The sequence below is a fragment of the Candidatus Pelagibacter sp. Uisw_099_02 genome (assembly GCF_047727625.1).
Lineage (GTDB): Bacteria > Pseudomonadota > Alphaproteobacteria > Pelagibacterales > Pelagibacteraceae > Pelagibacter.
This window is the reverse complement of the sequence record NZ_CP159822.1, coordinates 76,243-99,560: the sequence shown is the minus strand read 5'-3', so window position 1 is coordinate 99,560 and position 23,318 is coordinate 76,243. Positions and strand designations below refer to the sequence as shown.

26 protein-coding genes are annotated in these 23,318 nt (G+C 28.8%); 16 read left to right on the top strand and 10 right to left on the bottom strand.

What is annotated here, in order from left to right:
* Positions 1-4: 4 nt before the first annotated feature.
* The 4 genes from ABXT47_RS00525 to kdsB all read right to left on the bottom strand — a co-directional run bounded on the left by ABXT47_RS00525 (position 5) and on the right by kdsB (position 3,715).
* The gene (locus ABXT47_RS00525; protein WP_415308594.1) at positions 5-322 is read right to left on the bottom strand and encodes a YbaB/EbfC family nucleoid-associated protein; all 318 of its coding nucleotides are present in this window, start codon (positions 320-322) and stop codon (positions 5-7) included.
* Positions 315-2,000: a DNA polymerase III subunit gamma/tau gene (gene dnaX, locus ABXT47_RS00520; protein ID WP_415308592.1), complete on the bottom strand. Its 1,686-nt coding sequence runs from the start codon at positions 1,998-2,000 to the stop codon at positions 315-317. The genes ABXT47_RS00525 and dnaX overlap by 8 nt, the downstream gene beginning before the upstream one ends.
* A gap of 142 nt (positions 2,001-2,142) precedes the next feature.
* Entirely contained in the window at positions 2,143-2,973 is an 831-nt protein-coding gene (locus tag ABXT47_RS00515) for a prephenate dehydratase domain-containing protein (protein ID WP_415308590.1), read from the bottom strand.
* A 1-nt stretch (position 2,974) separates the two neighbouring features.
* Positions 2,975-3,715 (bottom strand): 3-deoxy-manno-octulosonate cytidylyltransferase, encoded by a 741-nt coding sequence (gene kdsB, locus ABXT47_RS00510; RefSeq protein WP_415308588.1) that lies wholly within the window; start codon positions 3,713-3,715, stop codon positions 2,975-2,977.
* A gap of 104 nt (positions 3,716-3,819) precedes the next feature.
* Between kdsB and ABXT47_RS00505 the strand changes: the two genes are divergently transcribed.
* Complete coding sequence (locus tag ABXT47_RS00505; protein ID WP_415308586.1) at positions 3,820-4,359, top strand: c-type cytochrome; 540 nt, start codon at positions 3,820-3,822, stop codon at positions 4,357-4,359.
* Here the strand turns inward: ABXT47_RS00505 and argF are convergent.
* From argF to ABXT47_RS00490, 3 genes are read right to left on the bottom strand one after another with little or no spacing between them, the layout of a single operon-like run.
* Complete coding sequence (argF, locus tag ABXT47_RS00500) at positions 4,351-5,280, bottom strand: ornithine carbamoyltransferase (protein ID WP_415308584.1); 930 nt, start codon at positions 5,278-5,280, stop codon at positions 4,351-4,353. The two genes, ABXT47_RS00505 and argF, sit on opposite strands and share 9 nt — an antisense overlap.
* A 2-nt stretch (positions 5,281-5,282) precedes the next feature.
* Positions 5,283-6,449, bottom strand: a complete 1,167-nt coding sequence (locus ABXT47_RS00495; protein WP_415308582.1) for an aspartate aminotransferase family protein — start codon at positions 6,447-6,449, stop codon at positions 5,283-5,285.
* A 3-nt stretch (positions 6,450-6,452) separates the two neighbouring features.
* Positions 6,453-7,265, bottom strand: a complete 813-nt coding sequence (locus ABXT47_RS00490) for an ABC transporter permease (RefSeq protein WP_415308580.1) — start codon at positions 7,263-7,265, stop codon at positions 6,453-6,455.
* Positions 7,266-7,387: 122 nt separating this feature from the next.
* Between ABXT47_RS00490 and ABXT47_RS00485 the strand changes: the two genes are divergently transcribed.
* A complete protein-coding gene (locus tag ABXT47_RS00485; protein WP_415308579.1) occupies positions 7,388-7,888 on the top strand; it encodes a GcrA family cell cycle regulator in 501 nt (166 codons plus the stop codon).
* 169 nt (positions 7,889-8,057) lie between these two features.
* Here the strand turns inward: ABXT47_RS00485 and ABXT47_RS00480 are convergent, their stop codons facing one another.
* Positions 8,058-9,026 (bottom strand): complex I NDUFA9 subunit family protein, encoded by a 969-nt coding sequence (locus ABXT47_RS00480; RefSeq protein ID WP_415308577.1) that lies wholly within the window; start codon positions 9,024-9,026, stop codon positions 8,058-8,060.
* A 16-nt stretch (positions 9,027-9,042) separates the two neighbouring features.
* On the opposite strand from ABXT47_RS00480, the gene ABXT47_RS00475 reads away from it, so the two are divergent.
* From ABXT47_RS00475 to ABXT47_RS00410, 14 genes are read left to right on the top strand one after another with little or no spacing between them, the layout of a single operon-like run.
* Positions 9,043-9,654, top strand: coding sequence for a ribonuclease D (locus tag ABXT47_RS00475; protein ID WP_415308575.1), 612 nt, complete (start codon positions 9,043-9,045; stop codon positions 9,652-9,654).
* Positions 9,655-10,626 (top strand): KpsF/GutQ family sugar-phosphate isomerase, encoded by a 972-nt coding sequence (locus ABXT47_RS00470; protein WP_415308573.1) that lies wholly within the window; start codon positions 9,655-9,657, stop codon positions 10,624-10,626.
* On the top strand, positions 10,616-11,230 hold the full coding sequence (locus ABXT47_RS00465) for a hypothetical protein (protein WP_415308571.1): 615 nt from the start codon (positions 10,616-10,618) through the stop codon (positions 11,228-11,230). The genes ABXT47_RS00470 and ABXT47_RS00465 overlap by 11 nt, the downstream gene beginning before the upstream one ends.
* A 1-nt stretch (position 11,231) precedes the next feature.
* Positions 11,232-12,008 carry an ATP-binding cassette domain-containing protein gene (locus ABXT47_RS00460; RefSeq protein ID WP_415308569.1) on the top strand — a complete coding sequence of 259 codons (777 nt, stop codon included), beginning with the start codon at positions 11,232-11,234 and terminating at the stop codon, positions 12,006-12,008.
* Position 12,009: 1 nt separating this feature from the next.
* Positions 12,010-13,332, top strand: a complete 1,323-nt coding sequence (gene aroA / locus ABXT47_RS00455) for a 3-phosphoshikimate 1-carboxyvinyltransferase (protein WP_415308567.1) — start codon at positions 12,010-12,012, stop codon at positions 13,330-13,332.
* A gap of 6 nt (positions 13,333-13,338) precedes the next feature.
* On the top strand, positions 13,339-13,998 hold the full coding sequence (locus ABXT47_RS00450; protein ID WP_415308566.1) for a (d)CMP kinase: 660 nt from the start codon (positions 13,339-13,341) through the stop codon (positions 13,996-13,998).
* Positions 13,998-15,728 carry a S1 RNA-binding domain-containing protein gene (locus tag ABXT47_RS00445; protein WP_415308564.1) on the top strand — a complete coding sequence of 577 codons (1,731 nt, stop codon included), beginning with the start codon at positions 13,998-14,000 and terminating at the stop codon, positions 15,726-15,728. The genes ABXT47_RS00450 and ABXT47_RS00445 overlap by 1 nt, the downstream gene beginning before the upstream one ends.
* 4 nt (positions 15,729-15,732) lie before the next feature.
* Complete coding sequence (locus ABXT47_RS00440) at positions 15,733-16,023, top strand: HU family DNA-binding protein (protein WP_415308562.1); 291 nt, start codon at positions 15,733-15,735, stop codon at positions 16,021-16,023.
* Positions 16,013-16,705, top strand: a complete 693-nt coding sequence (pyrF, locus tag ABXT47_RS00435; RefSeq protein ID WP_415308560.1) for an orotidine-5'-phosphate decarboxylase — start codon at positions 16,013-16,015, stop codon at positions 16,703-16,705. The genes ABXT47_RS00440 and pyrF overlap by 11 nt, the downstream gene beginning before the upstream one ends.
* Complete coding sequence (locus ABXT47_RS00430; protein ID WP_415308558.1) at positions 16,702-17,331, top strand: phosphoribosylanthranilate isomerase; 630 nt, start codon at positions 16,702-16,704, stop codon at positions 17,329-17,331. Before pyrF ends, ABXT47_RS00430 begins: the two co-directional genes overlap by 4 nt.
* Entirely contained in the window at positions 17,321-18,553 is a 1,233-nt protein-coding gene (gene trpB, locus ABXT47_RS00425; RefSeq protein ID WP_415308557.1) for a tryptophan synthase subunit beta, read from the top strand. Before ABXT47_RS00430 ends, trpB begins: the two co-directional genes overlap by 11 nt.
* A gap of 1 nt (position 18,554) precedes the next feature.
* Positions 18,555-19,352, top strand: a complete 798-nt coding sequence (gene trpA / locus ABXT47_RS00420; protein ID WP_415308555.1) for a tryptophan synthase subunit alpha — start codon at positions 18,555-18,557, stop codon at positions 19,350-19,352.
* Complete coding sequence (locus ABXT47_RS00415) at positions 19,349-20,278, top strand: acetyl-CoA carboxylase carboxyltransferase subunit beta (protein WP_415308553.1); 930 nt, start codon at positions 19,349-19,351, stop codon at positions 20,276-20,278. Before trpA ends, ABXT47_RS00415 begins: the two co-directional genes overlap by 4 nt.
* On the top strand, positions 20,232-21,500 hold the full coding sequence (locus ABXT47_RS00410; protein WP_415308551.1) for a bifunctional folylpolyglutamate synthase/dihydrofolate synthase: 1,269 nt from the start codon (positions 20,232-20,234) through the stop codon (positions 21,498-21,500). The genes ABXT47_RS00415 and ABXT47_RS00410 overlap by 47 nt, the downstream gene beginning before the upstream one ends.
* Here the strand turns inward: ABXT47_RS00410 and ABXT47_RS00405 are convergent.
* Positions 21,497-21,814 (bottom strand): thioredoxin family protein, encoded by a 318-nt coding sequence (locus ABXT47_RS00405; protein WP_271482804.1) that lies wholly within the window; start codon positions 21,812-21,814, stop codon positions 21,497-21,499. The two genes, ABXT47_RS00410 and ABXT47_RS00405, sit on opposite strands and share 4 nt — an antisense overlap.
* A 75-nt stretch (positions 21,815-21,889) precedes the next feature.
* Complete coding sequence (locus ABXT47_RS00400) at positions 21,890-23,317, bottom strand: exonuclease domain-containing protein (RefSeq protein WP_415308549.1); 1,428 nt, start codon at positions 23,315-23,317, stop codon at positions 21,890-21,892.
* Position 23,318 lies beyond the last annotated feature (1 nt).

The following is a 23,318-nucleotide window of genomic DNA, read 5'->3' as shown; positions in this document are numbered from 1 at the left end:
CTGATTAAAGTGGCCATTTAAAACCAGGAATACCAAGCCCACTTGTAGACTTTGAAATTTCTTCAGTTGTTTTTGATTTTAGTTCAGATTTTGCATTATTATGAGCTGCCACTATTAGGTCCTCTATTATCACCTTGTCTTCTTTTATTACCGCATCTGATAAACTTATCTTAATCATTTCGTTATCACCATTTAGTGTAACTTTTATAGAGTTGGAGCCTGATGTTCCCGTAACCTGAATATTTTTAATCTTTTCCTGACTTTCTTTCATTTTAGATTCTAATTCTTTGGCTTTATCTAAAATTTTTGTAAAATCAGTCATTTTTAACTTCTTTCACATTAATTTTAACATCAACTAGTTCAGCATCTGGAAAACTTTTTAAAATACTTTTATAAATTGAGGAATTTTTTGTATTTTCTAGCAATTCCTTTCTTAAGTTTGCTTCTATTTGTTTTTTAGATGGCTGACCTTTAGTTTTACTTAGTGTTATTATCCACCTATTATTTGTCCATTCATAAAGTTTTAAAGATAAATCCTTGATGAAGTCTTTATCTAAATCTTCATTAAATGAAATTTCGATTCTTTGATCTTCAAAACTAACAAGATTTACATTTTTTTCTAACTGATATTTTAATTTAATTTCTTTTTTAGAAGAGCATATTTTTAATAAATCATCAAAAGAACTTATTGGACTAATCTGTGTTTCAAATTCCTTATCATCTTTCAATGTTATATCTTCCTCTTGAGCAATATTTTTCATTTGACCAATTGTTTCAGCCTTATCTTTTATTCCAAACAAATCATCACCATCTTTTTTTTGTGAAAGGGATGTTTGGTTAATCTCTTCATTTGTCAGGTGTGAGTTTTCATAGTTTGTATCTGAAGTGTTCGTAATATCTTTTAAATGAATCAATCTAATCAAGAACATTTCCATTGATAAATGTTGATTAGAAACAATATCAAACTCCTCTAATGCCTTAATAGTAAACTGCCAAAATAATATTAAAGTTTTATTGTTAACCTTTTCAGAAATTTTCTTAATTCTATCAAATTCCTCATCATTTAATGAAAAATTTGTACCATCAATATTTAATGACTCAATATTTTTAAAATAATATAAAAGCTCTAAAAAATCATTTATAAAAATTTTAGGCTCAACTCCTTGATTGTAAATTTTTCTATAAGTTTTTAAAACTTCTGTTTCTTTACCTTCAAAAATAAGATCAAATAAACTAATTAATTGAGATTTATCAAAATAACCAAATATTTTTTGTGCAGAAGCTAAATCTAGCGTCTTTTCTTTATCTAATGTAAGCAATGCTCTATCAAGTAATGATAAAGCGTCTCTAACAGATCCTTCTGAAATCTTTATAATTAACTTAAGTGCATCATCAGATACATTGCCATTCTCCTTATCTTTAATCTTTTTTATAAAATCAAGTAATTCTAAAGACTTAATTCTAGATAAATCAAATCTTTGACAACGAGAAACTACAGTAATTGGAATTTTTTTTATTTCTGTAGTTGCAAAAATAAATTTTAAATACTCAGGTGGTTCCTCTAAAGTTTTTAACAATGCATTAAACGCCTGTTTACTAAGCATATGAACTTCATCAATAATAAATATTTTATATTTAGCTGTAGTTGGGCCATATCTAGAAAATTCAATAAGATCTCTTACGTCGTCAACACCAGTTTTACTCGCTGCATCCATTTCTAATACATCAATATGATTTGAATTCGAAATAGCTGTACAATTTTCACAAAGATCATCTTTACAAAGTTTATCGATACCATTGGAGCAATTTAAAGATTTTGCTACTATTCTTGCTGTAGTAGTTTTTCCAATTCCTCTAATTCCAGTAAAAAGATAGGCATTAGGGACTTTATTTGCTTTAATTGAATTAGATATTGTTTCAGCAACAACATTTTGACCTATAAGATCATCAAATGTCTGAGGTCTGTATTTTAAAGCTAAAACTTTTGTATTTTTATTCATTTTTATAAGGAGACTAGAACCTGAAAAACTGTCTTTACGATTGCTTCCGTTAAGATCTGGTCGGGTTCAAGCAGCATTCACCTCTAGCCTCCAGAACTATTATAACAGTAATGTTTTCTAATCTACAAGAAAAGTTTCTGAATTATTTTTCTCTAAATTTATCAGCTTCAAAAACACCCAACACGTGAAAATCTTGACAATGAAGTCCTAATTCTTCTAAGGATTTTTGAACTTTTGGATCTTCTATATGGCCATCTAGATCACATAAGAAAAAATATGATTCAAATGAATTTTGTTCCGGATAGCTCTGAAGTTTTGTTAGATTTACACCATTAATCGCAAATCCTCCTAGAGATTGATAAAGTGCAGCAGGCTTACTTTTTAATTTAAATAAAAAAGAAGTTATATATCTTTTATCTCCAAAATTTGGTTGATAAATCTCTTTGCCCATAACTAAAAATCGAGTTGCGTTACCTTTTTCATTTTCAATGTTGGGTGCAAGTATTTGAAGTTTGTAAATTTTTGCACTTAACGATGAGGCAATTGCTGCTTCACTTTTAATCTTTTTTTTTGAAATTGCTTCTGCTGAACCAGCTGTATCAGCTCGAATGTGTTCAACTAAATTATTTTTTTTAATAAAATTTGAACATTGAGACAAACCTTGTGTGTGAGAAAATACATCTTTTATATCATTCAAGTTAGCACCTGGTTGTCCTAACAAATTATGTTCAATTTTTTGAAAGTGTTCTGCATAAATATTCAATCTGTGTTTAAAAATTAGATATTCTATTCCAATATTTCCTGTAATACGATTTGACTCAGGTATTACCATTCGAGAATTTTTTTCTGAGGATGTTTTTTTAAAACATTCATCAAAAGTTTTACATGGAATAACTTCAGCATTAGGATCAACTTCAAGTGCTGCTAGATGTGAATATGCTCCAAAAGTTCCTTGAATATAAATTTTGCTCATTTTATATTTTATATTCCATAATTTTTTTTATAGCTAGATAATCTTCTTGAGTATCAACACCTATGGGAGAAGTCCCTGCAAGAGCTACGTTGATTTTTAACTTATTATCTAAAGCTCTTAATTGTTCTAATTTATTTTCTTTTTCATTAATGGTTTGATCTAAGCTAATAAACTTTTTTAATATATTGGTTTTATAAGAATATATTCCAATATGGTGATAATTATTTTGATAATCTTTTGATAAATTGTCTCTAGTAAAATTTAGTGCTATCGGAAAATTATTTTTAGCTAACTTTTTATCTGTAACAACCTTAACTACATTTCTATTATTAAGTATTGTATCATCTTCAATTTTTGCTGCCAATGTTCCAAGCTCTGCATCTTGATTAATCATAAAATTATTTAAGTTAATAATGTCATCTTTATTAATATCAGGTTCATCTCCTTGTAAATTTAATATGTAATCTATATTTTTTATATTAAGTTTTTCGTAAGCTTCGTAAATTCTATCTGTACCTGTTTTATGATTTTTATTTGTTAAAATTGCTCTGCCTCCATTCTTAAGAACATCTTTTAGTATTTCCTGATTGTCGGTTGCCACTACTACTTCACCAATATTTGCTTCTTCTGCTCTTTTAAAAACATGCGAAATAATTGACAAATTATTAATTTTTAGAAGTGGCTTGCCAGGCAACCTAGTTGCGGCCATTCTTGACGGTATTAATATTAGTGTTTTTTTCATTATAAAATTATCAACTTTATGCGTCTAACAGACGCTAAATTACAAAATAAAAAATTAAGTATTTTTTAATTATCATGTTATATGTCCAAAATAATTATAATTAAATGGATTCGTTCGAACTAAATAAAATTATTGCTGCAGTTTTGATGGTTGCACTACTTGTAATCGGTTTAGGGAAGATTGCAGATGGTGTTTTTCATGTGAAGAAACCAAAAAACCCTGGATATCAGGTTGAAGTTGAAAGCCAATTAACCTCAGGCACAACCCAGGCAGTTGAATTGGTGGAAAAAATAGATATTGCTGCAATTATGGCATTAGGTGATGTGGCGAGTGGAGAAAAAATTTTTAAAAAATGTGCAGCATGTCACTCGATAAATAAAGGTGGAAAAAATAAGATTGGCCCAGCATTATATAATGTTGTTGGTAGAGCAGTTGGTGGAGTGAATGACTACAAATACTCTAAAGCTTTAGCCTCATACGGTAAAGAATGGACTTTTGAAGAATTGAATGGGTTTTTACAAAAACCTGCTAGTTATTTAAAAGGAACTAAAATGTCTTATGCTGGTTTAAGAAAAGAAAAAGATAGAGCTTCTGTAATTAAATATTTAAATCAAAAAAGTGATAGTCCCAAACAACTACCTTAGTTTTCCAAAACAATACAATAAAATACTTTTTTGAACGTGCACTCTATTTAGAGCTTGCAACCAAACTTTAGAATTCTTTCCTAAAAAAACCTCACTCGATACTTCAGTGCCTCTTGGTAGGCAGTGCAAGAAAGTTACATCTTTTTTAGCCAAGTTCATTAATTTAGAATTAATTTGAAAATTCTTAAAATCTTTAATTTTTTTACTTTTATTAACCTTATCATTTAAAGAAATAACCTTGTCTGAAAAAATAACATCTGCATTTTTAACTGCTTTTTTAGCATCATTATAAATATTAATTTTTCTTTTATTTTTCTTTACCCAATCAACTACAAATTTTTTAGGCTCATAATTTTTAGGACAACCAATATTTAATTTAAAAGAAAACTTAACTGATGCTGCAATCAAACTGTTAAGAACATTATTTGAATCTCCAATCCAGCAGATATTTAATTTTGAAATAGGCATATTTTTAATCTCTTCTACTGTGAAAATGTCTGATAAAACTTGTGTTGGATGTGAAGATGGACTCAACCCGTTTATAACAGGTATTGTTAAATATTTACTAAATTCCTCTATTTTTTTATCACTATCAGTTCTCAACATAAAACCATCACCATAAGTTGATAAAATTCTTGCTGTATCAGCTAAACTTTCACCTCCTTTTCCAAGATGTAGCTCATTTGCTCTAAGTGTTATAGTTCCACCTCCTAATTGTTTTATTGCGAGGTAAAAGCTTAGTCTTGTTCTGAGGCTTGATTTTTCAAACATTTGAATAAGTAATTTTCCCTTTAAGGGGTAATCTTTATCGACATCAAGTGTACTAAATTTCTTTCTTTTATCTTTTCTTTTTTTTGCATCAGTTACAATTTTTCTAAGGTCTGAAGCGGGTATGTCTTTAAGTGCAATAAAATGATTCATTTTTATTTCTCGATTAAGCAAACTTTTTTGATAATTTTTATAGCCATATCTATTTCTTGTTTTTTAACATTAAGTGGAGGCAGTATTCTTATCACGTTTTCTGCAGCTCTAATTGTCAATAATTTATTGTCCATTAATTTTTGAATAAATTTTGTTTGATCGTTGTGCAACTGTAATCCGATCAATAAACCAACACCTCTCACCTCTTTAATTAACTTTGGAAAGTCTTTTTTTAATTTGTTCAACTCAGAGTGAAAATATTTTGATAACTTTTTAACATTAGTAAGAAATCCTTTTTTAAATATTTTATCTAAAACTGCATTTCCAACAGACATTGCTAATGGATTTCCACCGAATGTTGAGCCATGAGTTCCTGCTGTCATTCCAGATGCTACTCTTTTATTCATTAAAACCGCTCCAAGTGGAAAACCACCTCCAATTCCTTTTGCTATTGGTACAATATCAGGTTTAATTTTTGAGCTTTCAAAGGCAAAAAAATTACCTGATCTACCTATTCCACATTGAACTTCATCCAAAATTAATAAAACTTTTTTCTCATTACATATTTTTCTTAGTCCTTTTAAACACCAATCTGGAATAACTTTAATTCCACCTTCCCCCATAACAGTTTCTACCATGATTGCAGCTGTTCTGCTCGTTATGGATTTCTTTAGTGACTTATGATCTCCAAATTCGAAGTGATCAAATCCATCAACCTTTGGTCCAAAACCTTCTGTCATTTTTTTTGATCCACTGGCATAAATTGTGGCCAATGTTCTTCCGTGAAATGAATTTTTTATACAAAGAATTCTATTTTTATTTGGCTTTCCTATTGAATAGAAATATCTTCTAGCAACTTTAATTGCTGCTTCTGTTGCTTCTGCTCCACTATTTTGAAAGATAATAAAATCAGCAAAAGTTTTTTTAGCTAATCTTGTAGCCAATTTTTCACCTTCTGGAATTATGAATGCATTAGATACATGCCAAAGTTTTTTAGCTTGTTTATTAATTGCTTTTATTAAGTGTGGATTAGCATGTCCTAAAGAGTTAACCGCAATCCCTTGGACAAAATCTAAATATTTTTTTCCATTAGTTGAATAAAGAAAGCTTCCTTTTCCATAATTAAACGAAATTTTTCTTCTATTGTAATTTTTTGCTAAAGCACTCATGATTTAAGACTTAATTTTATAACCTTTTTTGTAAAGAAAAAAAGCCACATACCACATTACAATACTTAAAATTGTTAAATAAATTAATCCTATGGTTATTGAACCATCTGATTTCCCTAAAAAACCGTATCTAAATCCATCAATCATATAAAAGAATGGATTAATATGACTAATAGTTTGAAAAAAATTAGGAAGTTTGTCTATGGAATAAAATACACCAGATAAAAAACTTAATGGAGTAATAACAAAATTTGTGACAGTTGCTGTATGATCAAATTTTTCAGCCCATAGACCAGCAATAAATCCTAAACATCCCAAGATAAAAGCACTTAAAAAACCAAAAATAAAAATAAATAAAATGTTATTTATTGGTAACTCAACTATTAAAGAGAAGACACCTATTGAAATTATTGCAATTAAAAAACTTCTTGTAAGGGCTGCTAATATTATTGCCATTGAAACCTCTAGCGCTGATAAAGGTGCATATAGCATATCAACAATATTTCCCTGAATCTTTCCAATCATTAATGATGAAACTGAATGACTAAATGATTGGGTTAAAATACTCATCGCTATTAAGCCTGGTGCCAAAAAACTTATAAAAGAATAACCAAGTACATCTCCTCTATTATTACCCAAAGCTAGAGATAAAACTGATAAAAATAACAAACTTGATACAAGTGGAGATAGTAATGTTTGTTGCCAAACTGCCATAAACCTATTGCATTCCTTAAGCCATAAACTTTTAAAACCAATCCAGTTTATGAAACCAAATTTTTTTACATTTATTTGATATTTCTTATTCAATTCAACCATAAGTAATCATATATAAATTTTGAAAGATTTGTGTACAAAACAAAAATATCTATTGTTTTTTTTTCAATCCTGTGTGATCTGTATATAGTTATTAAAATTAATTAACATACTAAATATAGATTATGAGCTGGAACGATGAAAAAGTTGGTAAATTAAAAGAACTTTGGGGCAAGGGAAACACAGCCAGTCAAATTGCTGAAATAATTGGTGGGATTAGTAGAAATGCAGTAATTGGAAAAGCTCATAGATTAAACCTATCATCAAAAATTAAAACTAGAAATACTTCAACAAGTCAAAGTTTTGACAGTAGCTCTGAGGAGAATAATTCTAAACAAAAACAGGGAAGAAAGAGTAAATTTAAATCTTTGCTTATTGAAAAAGATTTTGAACCAGAGAATCCTAAAAAATTGGAAGAACTAGATGAAAGCTCTTGCAAATGGCCTATTGGACATCCAGAAGAATCCTCATTTTATTTTTGTGGAAGATCTTCTTTAAAGGATTTTTCATATTGCAAGCTTCATTTATTATATGCTTATCAGCCAAAAGGGAAAAAAGAGGAACCTACTACTGATAAAGAAGAAGAAGTGCCACAGTATATTGATAAAAAAGCTAATACTGCCTAATTACAGTTTTTTTAAAACTATTTTTTTTTGTTTTTATTTTTCCCTTCAATACCTCTCATGATAGACTTAAAAATTAAATATATTAAAAGAGAAAAAATTAAAAAAATTAGAATATAAATAATATTAATAATCATAAAATCATTATACAATTTTAGTTCAAAAAATTCTATTAAGTATTAGTGGGATTATATTTTTTAGTAGAAAACTGACCACCCTCTCTCCACATATAACAATATTTTTCAACCTCTTGATCAAATAGCCTTGTGCTTGGCACTCCTATATCAAAATTGGTTTGGTATTTCATTGAAGGAATATTATCATACTTTAGTAAGGTTAGTTGATCTTCTGTTAATAGTGGTTTTGGAAACAATTGAAATAATTTTGCTGATATATTTGCAACAAAAAAAGGTAGAGGAATTAATAATCTATTCTTGTTAATTAGCTTTAATAATTTTTTTAAAATTTCCTTTAAAGAAATGATTTCAGGTCCTACACACTCGATTATTTTAGAATATATATTTTTAGAAATAACATGATATATGGTGTCTGTTAAATCAGAGCAATGAATTGGAGTAAATTTAGTATCACCATTATAATAAAGTGGAAAAAATGGAAGTCTATTTAGCATGGTCATAAAATTTGTAGTAAAGTTATCATCAACAGAATAAACTACTGATGGCCTTAAAATTGTAGCTAGTGGAAAATTTTTTTGAATGCTAATCTCACCCTCTAGTTTGCTTTTTGCATAGTTTGAATCTGTAGCACTGTTAATACCTAACGCTGATAAATGAATAAACTGTTGCACTTTATATTCTTTACATAGTTTTGCTAAAATAGATGGAAAAATAGTGTGAATATTCTTAAAAGTATTTCCTTTACCACTTTCATACAAAATCCCAATTAAGTTGATACAAATATTAGTTTTAGCAAAAAGTTTTCTAATCTTTATCTCATCAAAGATATTAGCCTCAACTATATCTATATAGCCTGCATTGGCTTGGGTTTTTATTACGTATCCCTTTTGATGAAGGTTTCTAGTGACTACAGTAACCTTATAATTATTTTTAGTAAGCTTTCTGATTAAATGGCTACCTATTTGACCACTGCCTCCAAAAATTAGACAATTTTTCTCTTTCATATATATATAATTAAAAATGACTATTGATATTAAAGTTCACAAAGATGATCTACCAGAAGATTTAGATTTAGGCAATATTATAGCAGTCGATGGAGAGTTTATGGGGCTGAATGTCAAGCGAGATCCTTTATGTCTTATCCAGATATCTAGTGGAAATTCAGATGCTCATATTGTTCAGTTGGATAGATCAAATTATAATGCTCCAAATTTGAATAAAATTCTTTCTGATGAAAAAGTAACAAAAATATTTCATTATGGCAGAGCTGATATGGCTCACATAAAATACTATTTAAAAACAGAAACTAAAAATATTCTAGATACTAAGATTGCCTCAAAATTAGCCAGATCTTATTCAGATAGTCATTCTCTTAAGACTTTGATTAAAGAATTTATTAATATTGATGTGAGTAAACAATTTCAAAGTTCAGATTTTGGAGGTGAATTATCAACAGCTCAACTTAAATATTGTGCAAACGATGTTATTTATTTGCACAAAATTCATGAAGAGCTAAATAAAATTCTTGTAAGAGAAAAAAGAATAAATTTATATAATGATTGTTTAAAATTCTTAAAAACCAGAGTTGATCTCGATTTAGCTTTATTTAAAGACGATATATGGTCCCATTAAATGAAAAAAAAAGATTATAAAAAAGTTGCAAAAACTGTAATTGACCTAGAGATAAAAGCTCTAAAAAAATTAAAAAAATCAATTAATAATTCATTTAATGATGCTGTAGTTTCAATTGCAAGATGTCAATCAAAAATAATTTTATGTGGTGTTGGAAAAAGTGGATTAATTGCAAGCAAGATTGCTGCAACACTATCCTCGGTTGGTAGTCCATCATACACTCTGTCTGCTAGTGATTGTTCACATGGCGATCTTGGTAGCATTTCCAAAAAAGATATTTTGATTTTGATAAGTTACTCTGGAAATTCTGAAGAACTGAAGAATATTATTCAATACACTAATAGAAATAAAATTTTAACAATTGGAATAGTCTCAAAAAAAAATTCTACACTTTATAAAGCTGCAGATATAAAATTATTTATTCCAGAAGTTTTAGAATCTGGATATGGAATAGTGCCTACCTCTAGTACTGTGGCACAACTAAGTTTGGGTGATGCACTTGCTATTGCTTCGATGGAGTATAAAAAATTTGGTAAACTTGACTTCAAAAAATTTCACCCTGCTGGAAGTTTGGGTAAAAAATTAAAAACTGCAGAAGATTTAATGTATACCGGCACGAAAATACCTTTTGCAAATGAAAATATGAAAATGAAACTAGCTCTTAAAATAATTTCTAATAAAAAACTTGGAGTTTTGATTGTTAAAAATAAAAAAGGCATAACAACAGGATTATGCACAGATGGAGATATTAAAAGAGGTATTCAAAAATATAAAGATATTAAAAGCTTACCGTTAAAAAAGATCATGACATACAAACCTGTTTTTATTTATAAAGATATATTAGCAGCTAAGGCTTTACAATTAATGAATGAAAAAAAAATTACAAGCCTATGTGTTAATGATAAAAAAACTAAAAATAAAACAATAGGAATTTTACATATTCACAAAATTCTTGAGGCTGATGTTAGTTAAATTCAATTATAAAATAATTCTACAACTTATTTTAACCCTCATTATACTAGCCGTAATCTACTATACTTATAGTTTTTACATCGATTCTGACGAAACTAAAGTTCGTAGTGATAGCACGCCACAATTATTAATTAACCAGGATGAAGAACCTAATATTGAAGAGGAAAGTTTTATCAAAAAAATTGAATACAACTCAAATGATTTAAATGGCAATAATTACTTTATCCAAGCAGAAACTGCTGATATGAGTACTATCACTTCTAATGTTATTTTAATGAACTCTGTATCAGCCATAATAACCCTTCAAGACTCCACTAAAGTGAAAATTTTTTCAAAGAGTGCAAATTATAATCTTATAAATTTTAATACAGAATTTTCACAAGATATAAAAGTTTCTTACAACGATAATGAAATTTTTACTGAGAATCTTGATTTTAATTTTGAAGATGGTAAAATTTATGCCTATAATAATTTAATTATAAATAATAATTTAAATAATACAAAGTTAGAAGCAGATAGAGTGGAAATTGATTTAATTACTAAAAATACTAAGATTTTATCTAAAAATAATTCAAAAAAAATTTCAATAATTAAAGAAAATTGATATGGCAATTATAAAAAGTTTTAGAATAAAATCTTTTAAACAAAAAAAACCACTGATTGAGCTAAAAAATATCTCACTTTCTTATGGAAATAGACAAATTTTAGATAATATAAGTTTTTCAATAAATCAGGGGGAAATTTTAGGTATGCTTGGTCCCAACGGTGTAGGTAAATCAACAATATTTAACCTAATAACTGGATTGATAAAGCCAGATTATGGAAAAATATTAATAAATGGACATGATGTAACTAGCTACCCTATCTACTTAAGGACTAAAAAATTTAAAATAGGCTATGTACCTCAACATGGAGGTTTTTTTCAAGATCTCACATTGATAGATAACTTAAAAGCTATTGCTGAAATATTAATCAACGACGAAAAAGAAAGAGAATATAAAATTAATAATTTAGTTTCAAGGTTTGAATTTGAATCAACTCTTAATGTTAAAGCAAAGTTTTTATCAGGAGGTCAAAAAAAGAAGTTAGTTATCGCTCTCGCTTTATTATCTGATCCAAAATTACTATTACTAGATGAGTGTTTTGCGGCCCTTGATGTTTTAACAATTAAAATGCTGCAAAAACTTATTATTGATTTACAAATGAATAATAATATTAGTGTATGTATATGTGACCACCAAGCAAGGGATTTGCTTTCTTGTGTCGATTTAGCAATGGTAATATCAAATTGTAAAATTATTTCCAAAGGATCACCCCAAGAAATAATCCAAGATCAAAGAGCTATCACAGCTTATTTTGGAACATCATTTAAAATTAATTAAGGTGTCTAAAATTCTCATAATCAATAATAAGATAAATAGCTTTAATAAAAAAATAATTGTAGACGGTGATAAAAGCTTATCTATAAGATGGGTACTAATTGCTTCACAATCTAATGGCTTATCAAAAGCTCACAATATTTTGATGTCTGAGGATGTTATTGCGGCGCTAGATTCTATTAAAAAATTAGGAATAAAGGTTAAGCGCTACAAAAATTATTGCGAAATAATTGGAAATGGAATTAATGGCTTTAAATATAAAAAAAATTTAACAATAAATGCTAAAAATTCAGGAACACTTGGAAGGCTAATACTTGGGTTACTAATAAAATCACCTTATAGAATAAAATTAGCTGGTGATAAAAGCTTATCTAAAAGAGATTTTTCAAGAATAACCTCACCGTTAGAAAAGTTTGGTGCTAAATTTTATTATAAAAATAAAAATAGATTACCTCTATCAATTCTTGGTTCTCAGTCAGTAAAAAGTATTAAATATTTAGAAAACAAGGGCTCTGCGCAGTGCAAAAGCAGCGTAATGTTTGCAGCACTTATTACACCAGGTAAAACATCTATTAAGGCAAAAAAATCAAGAAATCACTCAGAACTACTTTTTAAATATTTAAAAATACCTATTAAAATAAAAAAAACAAAAAAATATGATTTTATAGATATTAGACAACCAAAAAAAATTAAAGCATTTAATTATCAAATTCCAGGCGATATAAGCTCAAGTGCATTTTTTATTGTACTTACAACTCTTTCAAATAATTCTAAACTTTTGATAAAAAATGTAAATATCAACCCATCAAGAATCGGAGTGATTACTATCTTAAAAAAAATGGGAGCTAAAATATCACTAAAAAATCAAAGAAATTATAGAGGTGAAAAAATTTCTGATATTTTGATAAAAAGCTCAAATAATCTTAAAGGTATAAATTGTCCATCAGAATTAAATAGTAGTGCTATAGATGAATTTTTAATTATTTTTTTAGCAGCAGCAAAAGCAAAAGGTATTTCTTATTTTAAAAATTTAGCTGAACTTAACCAAAAAGAGAGTCCAAGATTAAACTGGGGATCTAAAATTTTGAACATGATGGGTGTTAAAACAAAATTGACAAAAGATTCAATTAAAATTTATGGTCAACCAGATTTAAAAATCTTAAAACCAATTGTAATTAAAAACTATCTAAAAGATCATAGAATTTTTATGATGAGTACAATTGCTGCTTTAACTTGTGGTGGAAAATGGAAAATATATGATAAAGATTCTGTAAATTCATCATTTCCAAATTTTCTTAAAATAATGAAAAAAATAAACACTAAATAAATTAATATGAAAAAATATAAAAAGAAATGCTGGCAAGTAGCAATCGATTCGCCTGCTGCTGCAGGAGCTGGCACGCAAGCAAAGCTAATTTCTAAACATTATAAACTTTTGTATCTTGATTCTGGAAAAATTTATCGTCTCTTAGCTTACTTAAAAATAAAAAATCAAAAAAAATTCAGCTATTCTTTTGTTTCAAAAAAAATGAAGACCTTAAAAATGTCAGACTTGCAGAGTAAAAAGCTTCTATCTGATGATGTTGGAAATATGGCCTCAGTAATTGCAAAGGATATAAAAATTAGAAAACTAGCACACAACTTTCAAATGGAATGCGCATATAATCCTGCAAATAAATATAAAGGATCAGTCATTGATGGAAGAGACATAACTTACAATATAATGCCTGAGGCTGATTTTAAATTTTTTATCACTGCAAGTGTTAAAACAAGAGCACTTAGAAGATATAAGGAGTTAAAAGAGTTAAATAAAAAAATATCACTCAATGAGGTGCTAAAAAGTATCAAAAAACGTGATAAAAGTGACTATAATAGAAAAGTATCGCCTTTAAAAAGAACAAAAGATCAATACTTGATATCTTCCGAAAATGAATCTAAAAGATCATGCTTTCTAAAAATAAAACAAATAATGGATAAAAAAATTAACGCTTAATGGAAATATACAATAATCTAGATACTGCAGCATCAAAAGAATTCGAACAGCTATTAAATTCACAATTTACAAAAACAGCAAACCTTGAAGAGGGGAAAATTATTTCAGGTGTGGTAAATAAGGTAACTGAGAACTTTGTATTTCTTGAAGTGCCAGGACTAAAATCTGAACCTATTTTAGATATTAATGAATTAAAAAGCATGGGTATGCTTGATAAAGCAAAAGTAGGTGAAAAAATTTCAGTTCTTCTTGAAAGATTAGAAGATAAAAAAGGTGAAGTATTAGTATCAGCTTCTAAAGCGCAAAAAATTCAAGGTTGGGATAAACTTGTTGAGGCTTATGAAAAAAATGAACCTATAATGGGAAAAATTACAGGTCGTGTCAAAGGTGGGTGTATTGTTGAACACATCGACACTGGATCTTTAATGTTTTTACCAGGTTCACAAATTTCAGACAAACCATTAAAAGATATTAGTCATTTAATGAATGAACCACAAAAATTTGCTCTTATCAAATTGGATAAAGTTAGAGGGAATGCATGTGTTTCTAGAAGAGAGATCATTTCTTCATTTAAAAAAGAGGATAAAATTAAAATTGTTGAAAAATTCAAAGTTGGAGATGTAATTAAAGGAGCTGAAGTTAAAGGTTACAGTTCATTTGGTTGTTTTTTTAGTGTTAATGGTGAGCTTGATGTTTTAGTTCACCTTCAAGAAATTTCTTATTCAAGAGTAAACCATCCAGATGAAGTTTTTACAATTGGTGAAAAACATGATCTATTAGTGATTTCAGTGGACAGGGAAAAATTACAAGTCGGCTGTTCCATTAAACAACTTTCTCCAGACCCTTTTGATGATATTGCAAACTACGAACTAAATAAAATTTACAAAGTTAAGGTAGTTAAACTTATGGATTTTGGTCTGTTTGCAGAACTTCAGCCTGGATTATCAACATTGCTTCATACATCTGAATTATCATGGACAAAAAAGAATCCTTCAGCAAAAAAAATGTTTAAAGTAGGAGATGAAATTTCGATTGTCATAACAGAAATTGATAAAGAGAAAAGAAGAGTTGCAATTTCACACCGTCTAACAACTGAAAATCCTTTTGATACATTTGAAAGCAAATACCCTATTGGCTCAGAAGTTGAAGGCGAAGTTGCAAGTAAAAACGAATACTCTATTTTCTTAAAAATAAACGGATTAGATATTGATGCATTCTTACACTGTAATGATCTTACTTACCTTGCAAATGCTGAGGAAGAGTTAGCTAAACACAAAATCGGGGATAAATTAAAAGTTAAGGTATTAGAGGTTAAAGCAGCTGAACAAAAAGTTAGAGTTGGCTTACGTCAAACTCAAATAGACCCGTTTAGTTGGTTTAATGATAAAAAAGTTAACCAACCTATTACTGTTAAAATAATTTCATCTGATAACAAGGGTTTAGTTGTTAGACCTGAAGGTTGTGAAATGGACTTTATTATCAAAAAATCTGCAATAGCTGTAAATGCAGCCGATGCAAGACCTGCAAGATTTACAGGTGGTGAAAGAATTGACTGTGCAATCCAAGAATTAGATTTAGATAAGAGAAAAGTTGTATTAAGTATTAAATTACTAGAAGAAATTGAAAGAAAAGTAGCATTAGACACTTATGGCTCCGAAGCGAGTGGAAAAAACTTACCTTTCTCATCTTTATCTGACGACCTAGAGAAGAAGAAGAAAAAAGAAGAATAAAAAATTGGCTATTGTAAAATCAAAGCTTCTAAACCAACTTAAAAAATCATATCCAAATTTTCTCAAAAAAGATCTTGAAAAAGTTGTGTCGGTTGTTTTAAATGAAATTAAACAAGCTCTAAAACGTGGAGATAGAGTTGAATTAAGAGGTTTTGGTATGTTCTCAACAAATATTCAGAAAGCCAGAATATCAAGAAACCCAAAAACTGGAGAGAAAGTTAATACACCAGAAAAGAAAACAATTCACTTTAAAATGGCAAAAGAAATGTTTAAAAATTTAAACAATGATGAATAAAAATATTTTTGTTGCTTGTGATACATCAAATTTAAAAGAAATAAAAAAAATAATTAACGACACAAAAACAAATAAGCTTCAAATAATTCCAAAATTTGGATTGCAGTTTTTTTATTCAAAAAATGGAAGAGCCTTTCTTCAAAACTTTAAAAAAGATTATTGGTTAGATTTAAAAATAAATGATATTCCACAAACTGCTTTATCTGCAATAGATAGTTTAAAAGATTTAAAAAAATGTAAATACATTACTGTTCATGCAAGTGGTGGTCTTGAAATGCTTAAGGCTATTACAACAAAAGCTAAAAAAATTAATAAAAATTTAAAAGTATTGGGAGTTACAATCTTAACAAGCCTTAACAACAAATCACTTAAAGAAATTGGCTATACCAAAACAGTAGAACAATTAGTATTGAAACAAGCTGCTCTAATAAAAAAGTCTGGTGTAGCAGGCATTGTATGTTCTGCACAAGAAGCAAAAATAGTTAGAAAAAAATACAAAAACTTATTCATTGTTACACCAGGAATAAGAATGCCCGGAGATGATGCAAATGATCAATCTAGAATAATGACCCCTAATGATGCCTTTAAAAATAAAGTTTCTGGTATTGTGATGGGAAGATCTTTAATAAAGGGTAATATTAAAAACAATATTAAAAGATTGATTAACCATTTAAATCAATGATCCAACCCTGCAAGATTTGTGGGATCTCTGATCCTATAACTCTAGAATTTTTAACTTCCCATCCTACCCCACCAAAGATGGTAGGGTTTATTTGTAATTGGCCTAAATCAAAAAGATTTGTTGAATATGATAAGCTCAAAGAGTTATTGAAAGTTGATAAAAAAAAATCAGAATATGTTGCTGTATTAGTTAAACCGAATGAAAACATTTTAGAAAAAATAAAGGATTTACCATTCGATTATTATCAACTTTATGATTGCATGCCAAATGAAATTAAATTAATTAAAAAAAAATATAACAAAAAAATTATTGTTGCAATAACTGTTAAAGATCAAAATGATGTAGTAAAATATTTAGATTACAATGAGCTTGCAGACATAATACTATTTGACAGCAAAGGTTATGAGAAAAGTATGTCCTTTGATCATCAATTAATTAAAAATCTTAAAATTAATCAAGAATTAATGCTAGCTGGGAATATTCAAATTGAAGATAGCCTTAAAACTTATAAAGAAATAGCAGACATTATAGATATTTCTGGAGGTCTAGAAACATCTGGATTAAAAGATATCTCAAAAATAAATATTTTTTTAAAAAAAATTAAACTAATTAACAATGAAGCTTAAAAAAAAAATTCCTTTAATAGATCAGCACAACAAAAGTGGATTTTGGGGTGGTAAGTTTGGTGGCAACTTTATACCTGAAACTTTAAAGAAGCCTATTGAAGATTTAACAGAGCTTTTCGAAAAGCTTAGGTTTGACAAAAAATTCCTAAAACAGAGGAACTATTACTTTAAAAACTATATAGGCTCCCCTACTTCACTTATTAAACTTCAAAACTTATCTAACCACTTAGGAGGAGCCCAAATATATGCTAAAATGGTATCAGAGGCGAATGGAGGAGCTCATAAAATTTATAACGCAACAGTTCATTGCCTTATCGCAAAAAAAGCAGGAAAAAAATATGTTGTTGGTGATACAGGTGCTGGCTATGCTGGAAAGATGCTGAGTATGGCTGCTAAAAAGTTTGGCCTTAAATGTAAAATATTCATGGGTGCAAAAGATATCAAGAGGCAAAAGCCTAACGTAGATGCGATGAAAAAAAATGGTGCTGAAATTGTGCCCGTTTATTCAGGAAGTCAAACATTAGTTGATGCTGTCAGTGAATGCATGCGTTACTGGGTTTCAAATTGTGATAATACACATATGTGTGTTGGTTCAACAGTTGGCCCTAATATATTTGTTAAAATTTGTGGCTGGAGTACAGCTCAAATTTCACGAGAACTAAAAATTCAAATTCAATCAGAATTTAAAAAAATCCCAAAAAAAGTTAAACTTATTAACTGTGTAGGTGGTGGAAGTTCAGCTTACGGTTTTTGGAGTGAGTTTATCGATTATAATAAAAAACAAATTGAATTAATTGGTGTTGAAGCTGGAGGACCAAAAAATTCAAAACTACATGCTGCACCACTAACTAATAGCGCTAAACTTGGAATATTACATGGAGCTGCAGCCTATGTTTGTCAGAATAGTGAAGGACAGATTAACGAAACTGCTTCTATTTCTGCAGGATTAGATTATCCTGGAGTATCACCTATTCACTGTTTCTTAAAGGATACTAAGAGAGCAAGATATACATCTGCAACTGATGAAGATGCTTTAAACGCATACAAACTAGTTACCAAACTTGAAAAAATAAACCCAAGTTTAGAACCAAGTCATGCTTTTGCTGAAGCTATAAAAATTGCACCAAAATTAAACAAAGATACTGTCATTATAGTAAACTCGTGCGGTGATGCCAAAAAAGATAGAGATATCTTAAAAGCTAGATTGGGGAAAATTAACTAAGATGTCTTTAATTAATTTAGTATTTAAAAAAGTAAAAACTGAAAAAAGACCTGCGTTACTAACTTACACAGTAGCTGGAGATAATAGTAAAAAAAAATCTCTTGAGATATTAAAATCAATTGCAAAATATGCTGATATTTGTGAGATAGGATTTCCTCATAATACTCCAATTGCAGATGGTGGCCAGATTCAATCGAGTGCTTATAGGGCTTTAAAAAATGGTATTAAAATTAAAGATGTTTTTTCAATAGTTAAAAATTTTAAAAAATCAAAACAATCAAAACCTGTAATACTGATGGGTTACTATAATATGATTTATCAATATGGAGATAGTAACTTTATAAATATTTGTAAAAAAGTAGGTGTAGATGCGTTGATTGTTGTTGATCTTCCTTATCCAGAAAATAAAGAATTTGCAAAAAAATGTAAGAAAAAAGGTATTAGTTTTATTCAATTAGTGTCTCCTACTACGTCCACGAGTAGAATGAAAAAGATTATAAAAGACTCTCATGATATGGTTTATTATATCAGTATGCTTTCAACAACTGGTGGCAAACTAAAAGTTTCACCTAAAAAAATTTTAGAGCGTTACAGTAAAATTAAAAGCCTTAACAAGAATAGGAATATTGTAATAGGTTTTGGAATCACTGAAAAAACCATAGTATCTTTAAGAAAAGCTGATGGATTGGTGGTTGGTAGCGCTTTGTGTAAAGAAATATCTAAATCAATTGAGAAAAGACAAAATCCTGTCACAAATGTAACTAATATAGTAAAAAGATTAAGAAAAAAAATTGCATGAATTGGATTAAAAAAACTATACATTTTGGTGAAAAGATAAAAAAAATAATTAAGAAACGTGCAAGTAAAGAAGAAATTGCTAATAGTGATTGGACCTCTTGTTGTAAAGGACCAATTTTAAAAAAAGATTTAGAAGATAATTTATGGGTTTGCCCATCTTGCAATAAACATCATAGAATAAGTCCACGTCAAAGGTTTGATTTTATTTTTGGTAAAAATAATTATGAAGTGTTAAAAACTCCAATTCCTCAAGACGATCCTTTAAATTGGAATGATTCAAAATCTTATAAAGACCGATTAAAAGCTGCTAGAAAAAAAACAGGTATGGATTGTGGAATGATGGTGATCAATACTAACATTAAAAATGTAAAAATTACCGCAATTGCATCAGACTTTAATTTTGTGGGTGGCTCAATTGGAGCTGCAGAAGGAGAGGCATTTTTATATGGCGTCCAGCATGCTATTGAAAATGAACAACCATTTGTAGTCTTTACTTCAGGTGGAGGAATGAGAATGATGGAGTCATTAATCTCACTTTCACAAATGACAAGAACTACCCTGGCAATCAATGAGCTTAAAAAAAATGATCTTCCCTATATTGTTGTACTAACAGACCCAACTGCAGGTGGTATAACAGCATCATACGCAATGTTAGGAGACATTCATTTAGCAGAGCCTGGCGCTCTTATAGCTTTTGCGGGAGCCCGTGTAATTCAAGGAACAGTTAGAGAAGAATTGCCTGATGGCTTTCAAAAAAGTGAGTATGTGGAAAAAACAGGATTTGTGGATTTAATTGTTGAAAGAAAAGATCTCAGGGAAAAATTAGGTTCATTATTATCAATATTGTTAAAGAAAAATTCTGCTATAAATTCATCAGAAAATGAAAATTCAGAAGATAGTAGAACGCTTACAAAAGTTGCATCCTAAAGAGATTGATTTAAGTCTAGATCGAACTAGAAATCTTTTAGAAAAATTAGGCAATCCTCAAGACCAAATTAATTGTATTTCAGTTGTTGGCACAAACGGAAAATTTTCAACAATCCAAGCACTTTATGCAATTTTAAAAGAAGCAAATTATAAATGTAATATTTATACCAGTCCTCACATTCAAAAGATTAACGAGAGATTTGTCTTTAACAACAAGCCATTAACAGATGATGAATTAGCCAATCTTTTTTCTAAAATAGAAGAAGCTAATAATCAAGCACAAATTACTTTCTTTGAAATTTTAACTGTTGCATATCTTTATTATGCAAAGAAATATCCTGAAAATATTAACTTAATTGAGTCAGGTTTATTTCATAGATTTGATGCAACCAATATTTTAAAGAAAAACTTAGCTAGCATTGTAACAGCTATTGGCCTTGATCATTTAGATTGGCTTCCAAAAGAAGAGCAAACAGTTGAAAAAATTATATTTGAGAAGACATCCACTTTATTAAACTCTAAAATTATTGTTGCAAAACAAAGCTCAAATGAAATTAGCAAAAGTATTGAAGATACAATTAAAGATAATTCTTCCAAAAAAATCATCTTTAATAAAAATTATAATTTTACATTAAAAGGAAATGATTTTTTTTATTTTGAAGATGAATTTGGTGCTCTTAAACTTCCAAAGCCCAATCTACCTGGAGAATTTCAATTAGAAAATATCTCTACTGCAATTGCAACTGCTAGACAATTAACAGATTACAAAATAAATGATGAACATATTAAGAATGGTATTACTAAAATAGAAAGTATCGCACGGCTACAAGAATTAAAATCTGGAAAATTCAAAAATTTAACTATCAATAATTTATTATTTATAGATGGGTCTCATAACCCACTTGGTGCAAAAGTCTTAAATGAATATCTTCAAAGTTTAAATTGTAACAAACATATTATTTTAGGAATGATGGCCAACAAAGACCACAATGAATATATGAGTTACTTTAAAGATATTAAATCATTAACAACAATTGATATTCCTAACCAACCCAATGCTATTAGAGGAAATGAACTTAGGAAAAAAATTAAAAATTTTAAAAATATTAATTACAAAAATTCAGTTGAGGAAGCAATTAGATCAATTGATCTTCAGGAAAATGATATTATTTTAATTACAGGGTCTTTGTATCTTGCAGGAGAAGTTTTAAATTTAAACTAGATATTCTTATCTAGAAATTCTTTCATTTGGCTCTCAGCAACTCCGCCAACTTTTCTGTCTACTTCAACACCTTTTTTGTAAACAATAACAGTTGGTACACCTCTTACACCAGCAGCTGAACCAGTGTTAATTCCACCATTTTCAATATCAGCATAATAAAAGCTGGCTTTATCTTTGTAACTATCTGAAAACTTATCCATGATGGGTTTAAGACTCTTACATGGAGCGCACCATTCTGCAGAAAACTGAACTACAGAGATATCTTCATTCTTAATTTTTGTTTCAAATTCTTCGTCTTTAAAATCTATAAGCATTCTTCTTATATAAATTTTTATTTTATTTATTCAATATGTAAAAAGGGATTTTTTTAGTTAATTAACAGAGGTTAATTATGCCTGCTCGTATTTTTTTTGAATGCCTTCAACAAACTCATTAATTTCGTCTAAAAACTTGAGCTTTTTCTCATCTTTTTCGTTGGTATATCTATCTCTTAAATTATCACACTCAAAATAAAATTCTTTGCATGTCCACCATTTTTCTTTTTCATCGCTCAATATTCTTTCAGCTATTCCACGTTTAATAGTCTTAAACATATCAGCAGGCAGTGTATCTGGTGATTCTTGATAAATTATCTTTTTTCCAAAGCTTACCATTCTCTCATCTTCAAATTTATCTAATAATATTAATTTATCCTTCCAAGAAGCTGCATGCCATTTTGGAAATAAAGCCGTATCTTTTTGAGGAGTAAATTTTTTATAAATTGTCTCTTCTGCTAATAAATCAACCTGTGAATCAAATTGTGCTTTTTCTTCAGCAGTTTCTCGTAATGCTGTTAAAATATTTTGAGAAAATTTTTCATTACTATTTACTAATTTTGCACGTTCTTTAATTAAATCAGGATCAAGTTTGCTATATGGTTCAACTTGTAAACCATAACTTGCATCTAAAATTATAGGAGCTTTGTTTGACCGTATAGTTCTTAGAAACTTTAATTTTTTAATAGCACTTTTAAGTTCAGAAATTGACATATCGAATAGCGGGATTGGATCGATTTTAAGATCAAAAGCTTGGCCCCATTGATATATTGGGTGAATACAATGTTTTGGATGAAGTGGTGCAACTACAAATCTATAATTTTTACCAAAATGATATTCGGCTAATGTAAACATTTTTTCTGTTTTAAATATTGTCTCAGTATCACTCTTGTTTGCTGTTCTTAAAAATGTATCCCAAGTTTGAGGTTGATTTTTTTTGATTAAACCTAAAACTTTAACAGTTAACTCTGCATCAAATAAAGCTGAGTGAGCTCCACTAGATTCAAATCCATTCATTCTAGCTAACGATTCTAGTTTCATGACCGCATTACCTTTTGCATTTATTTCTGTTTTTACAACACTTTCATCGACTGCATGAGCACCTCTTGCAATGTTTAAACCATCATGTCTTTTGTTGGGAGTTGCATTTGTAATATATGGGTATCTAATTCCTCTAAAGAATTCGTTTCTTATCATCTCGTCATCAAAGCCAATATTTGACCAACCCATGAACAATGCTGGGCTCCATTTTTTAAATGTTGCTTCTAATTGAGATAACATTTGGTAGTGACTTAAATTTCCTTTAGTTAATAAATCAACACTAGTTTTGTTAACTATTAAAGCCATTGCTTGAGGAACTTCTCCTTCTGGCAATCTACATCTAAAATTAAAACGATCTAATTCTTTAAAATTTGGATCAACTAAAATGCCACCTACTTCAATAATGCTTCCCCATGAAGTATTGGCGCTACTAGATTCAATGTCCCATATTGCTAAATTCATA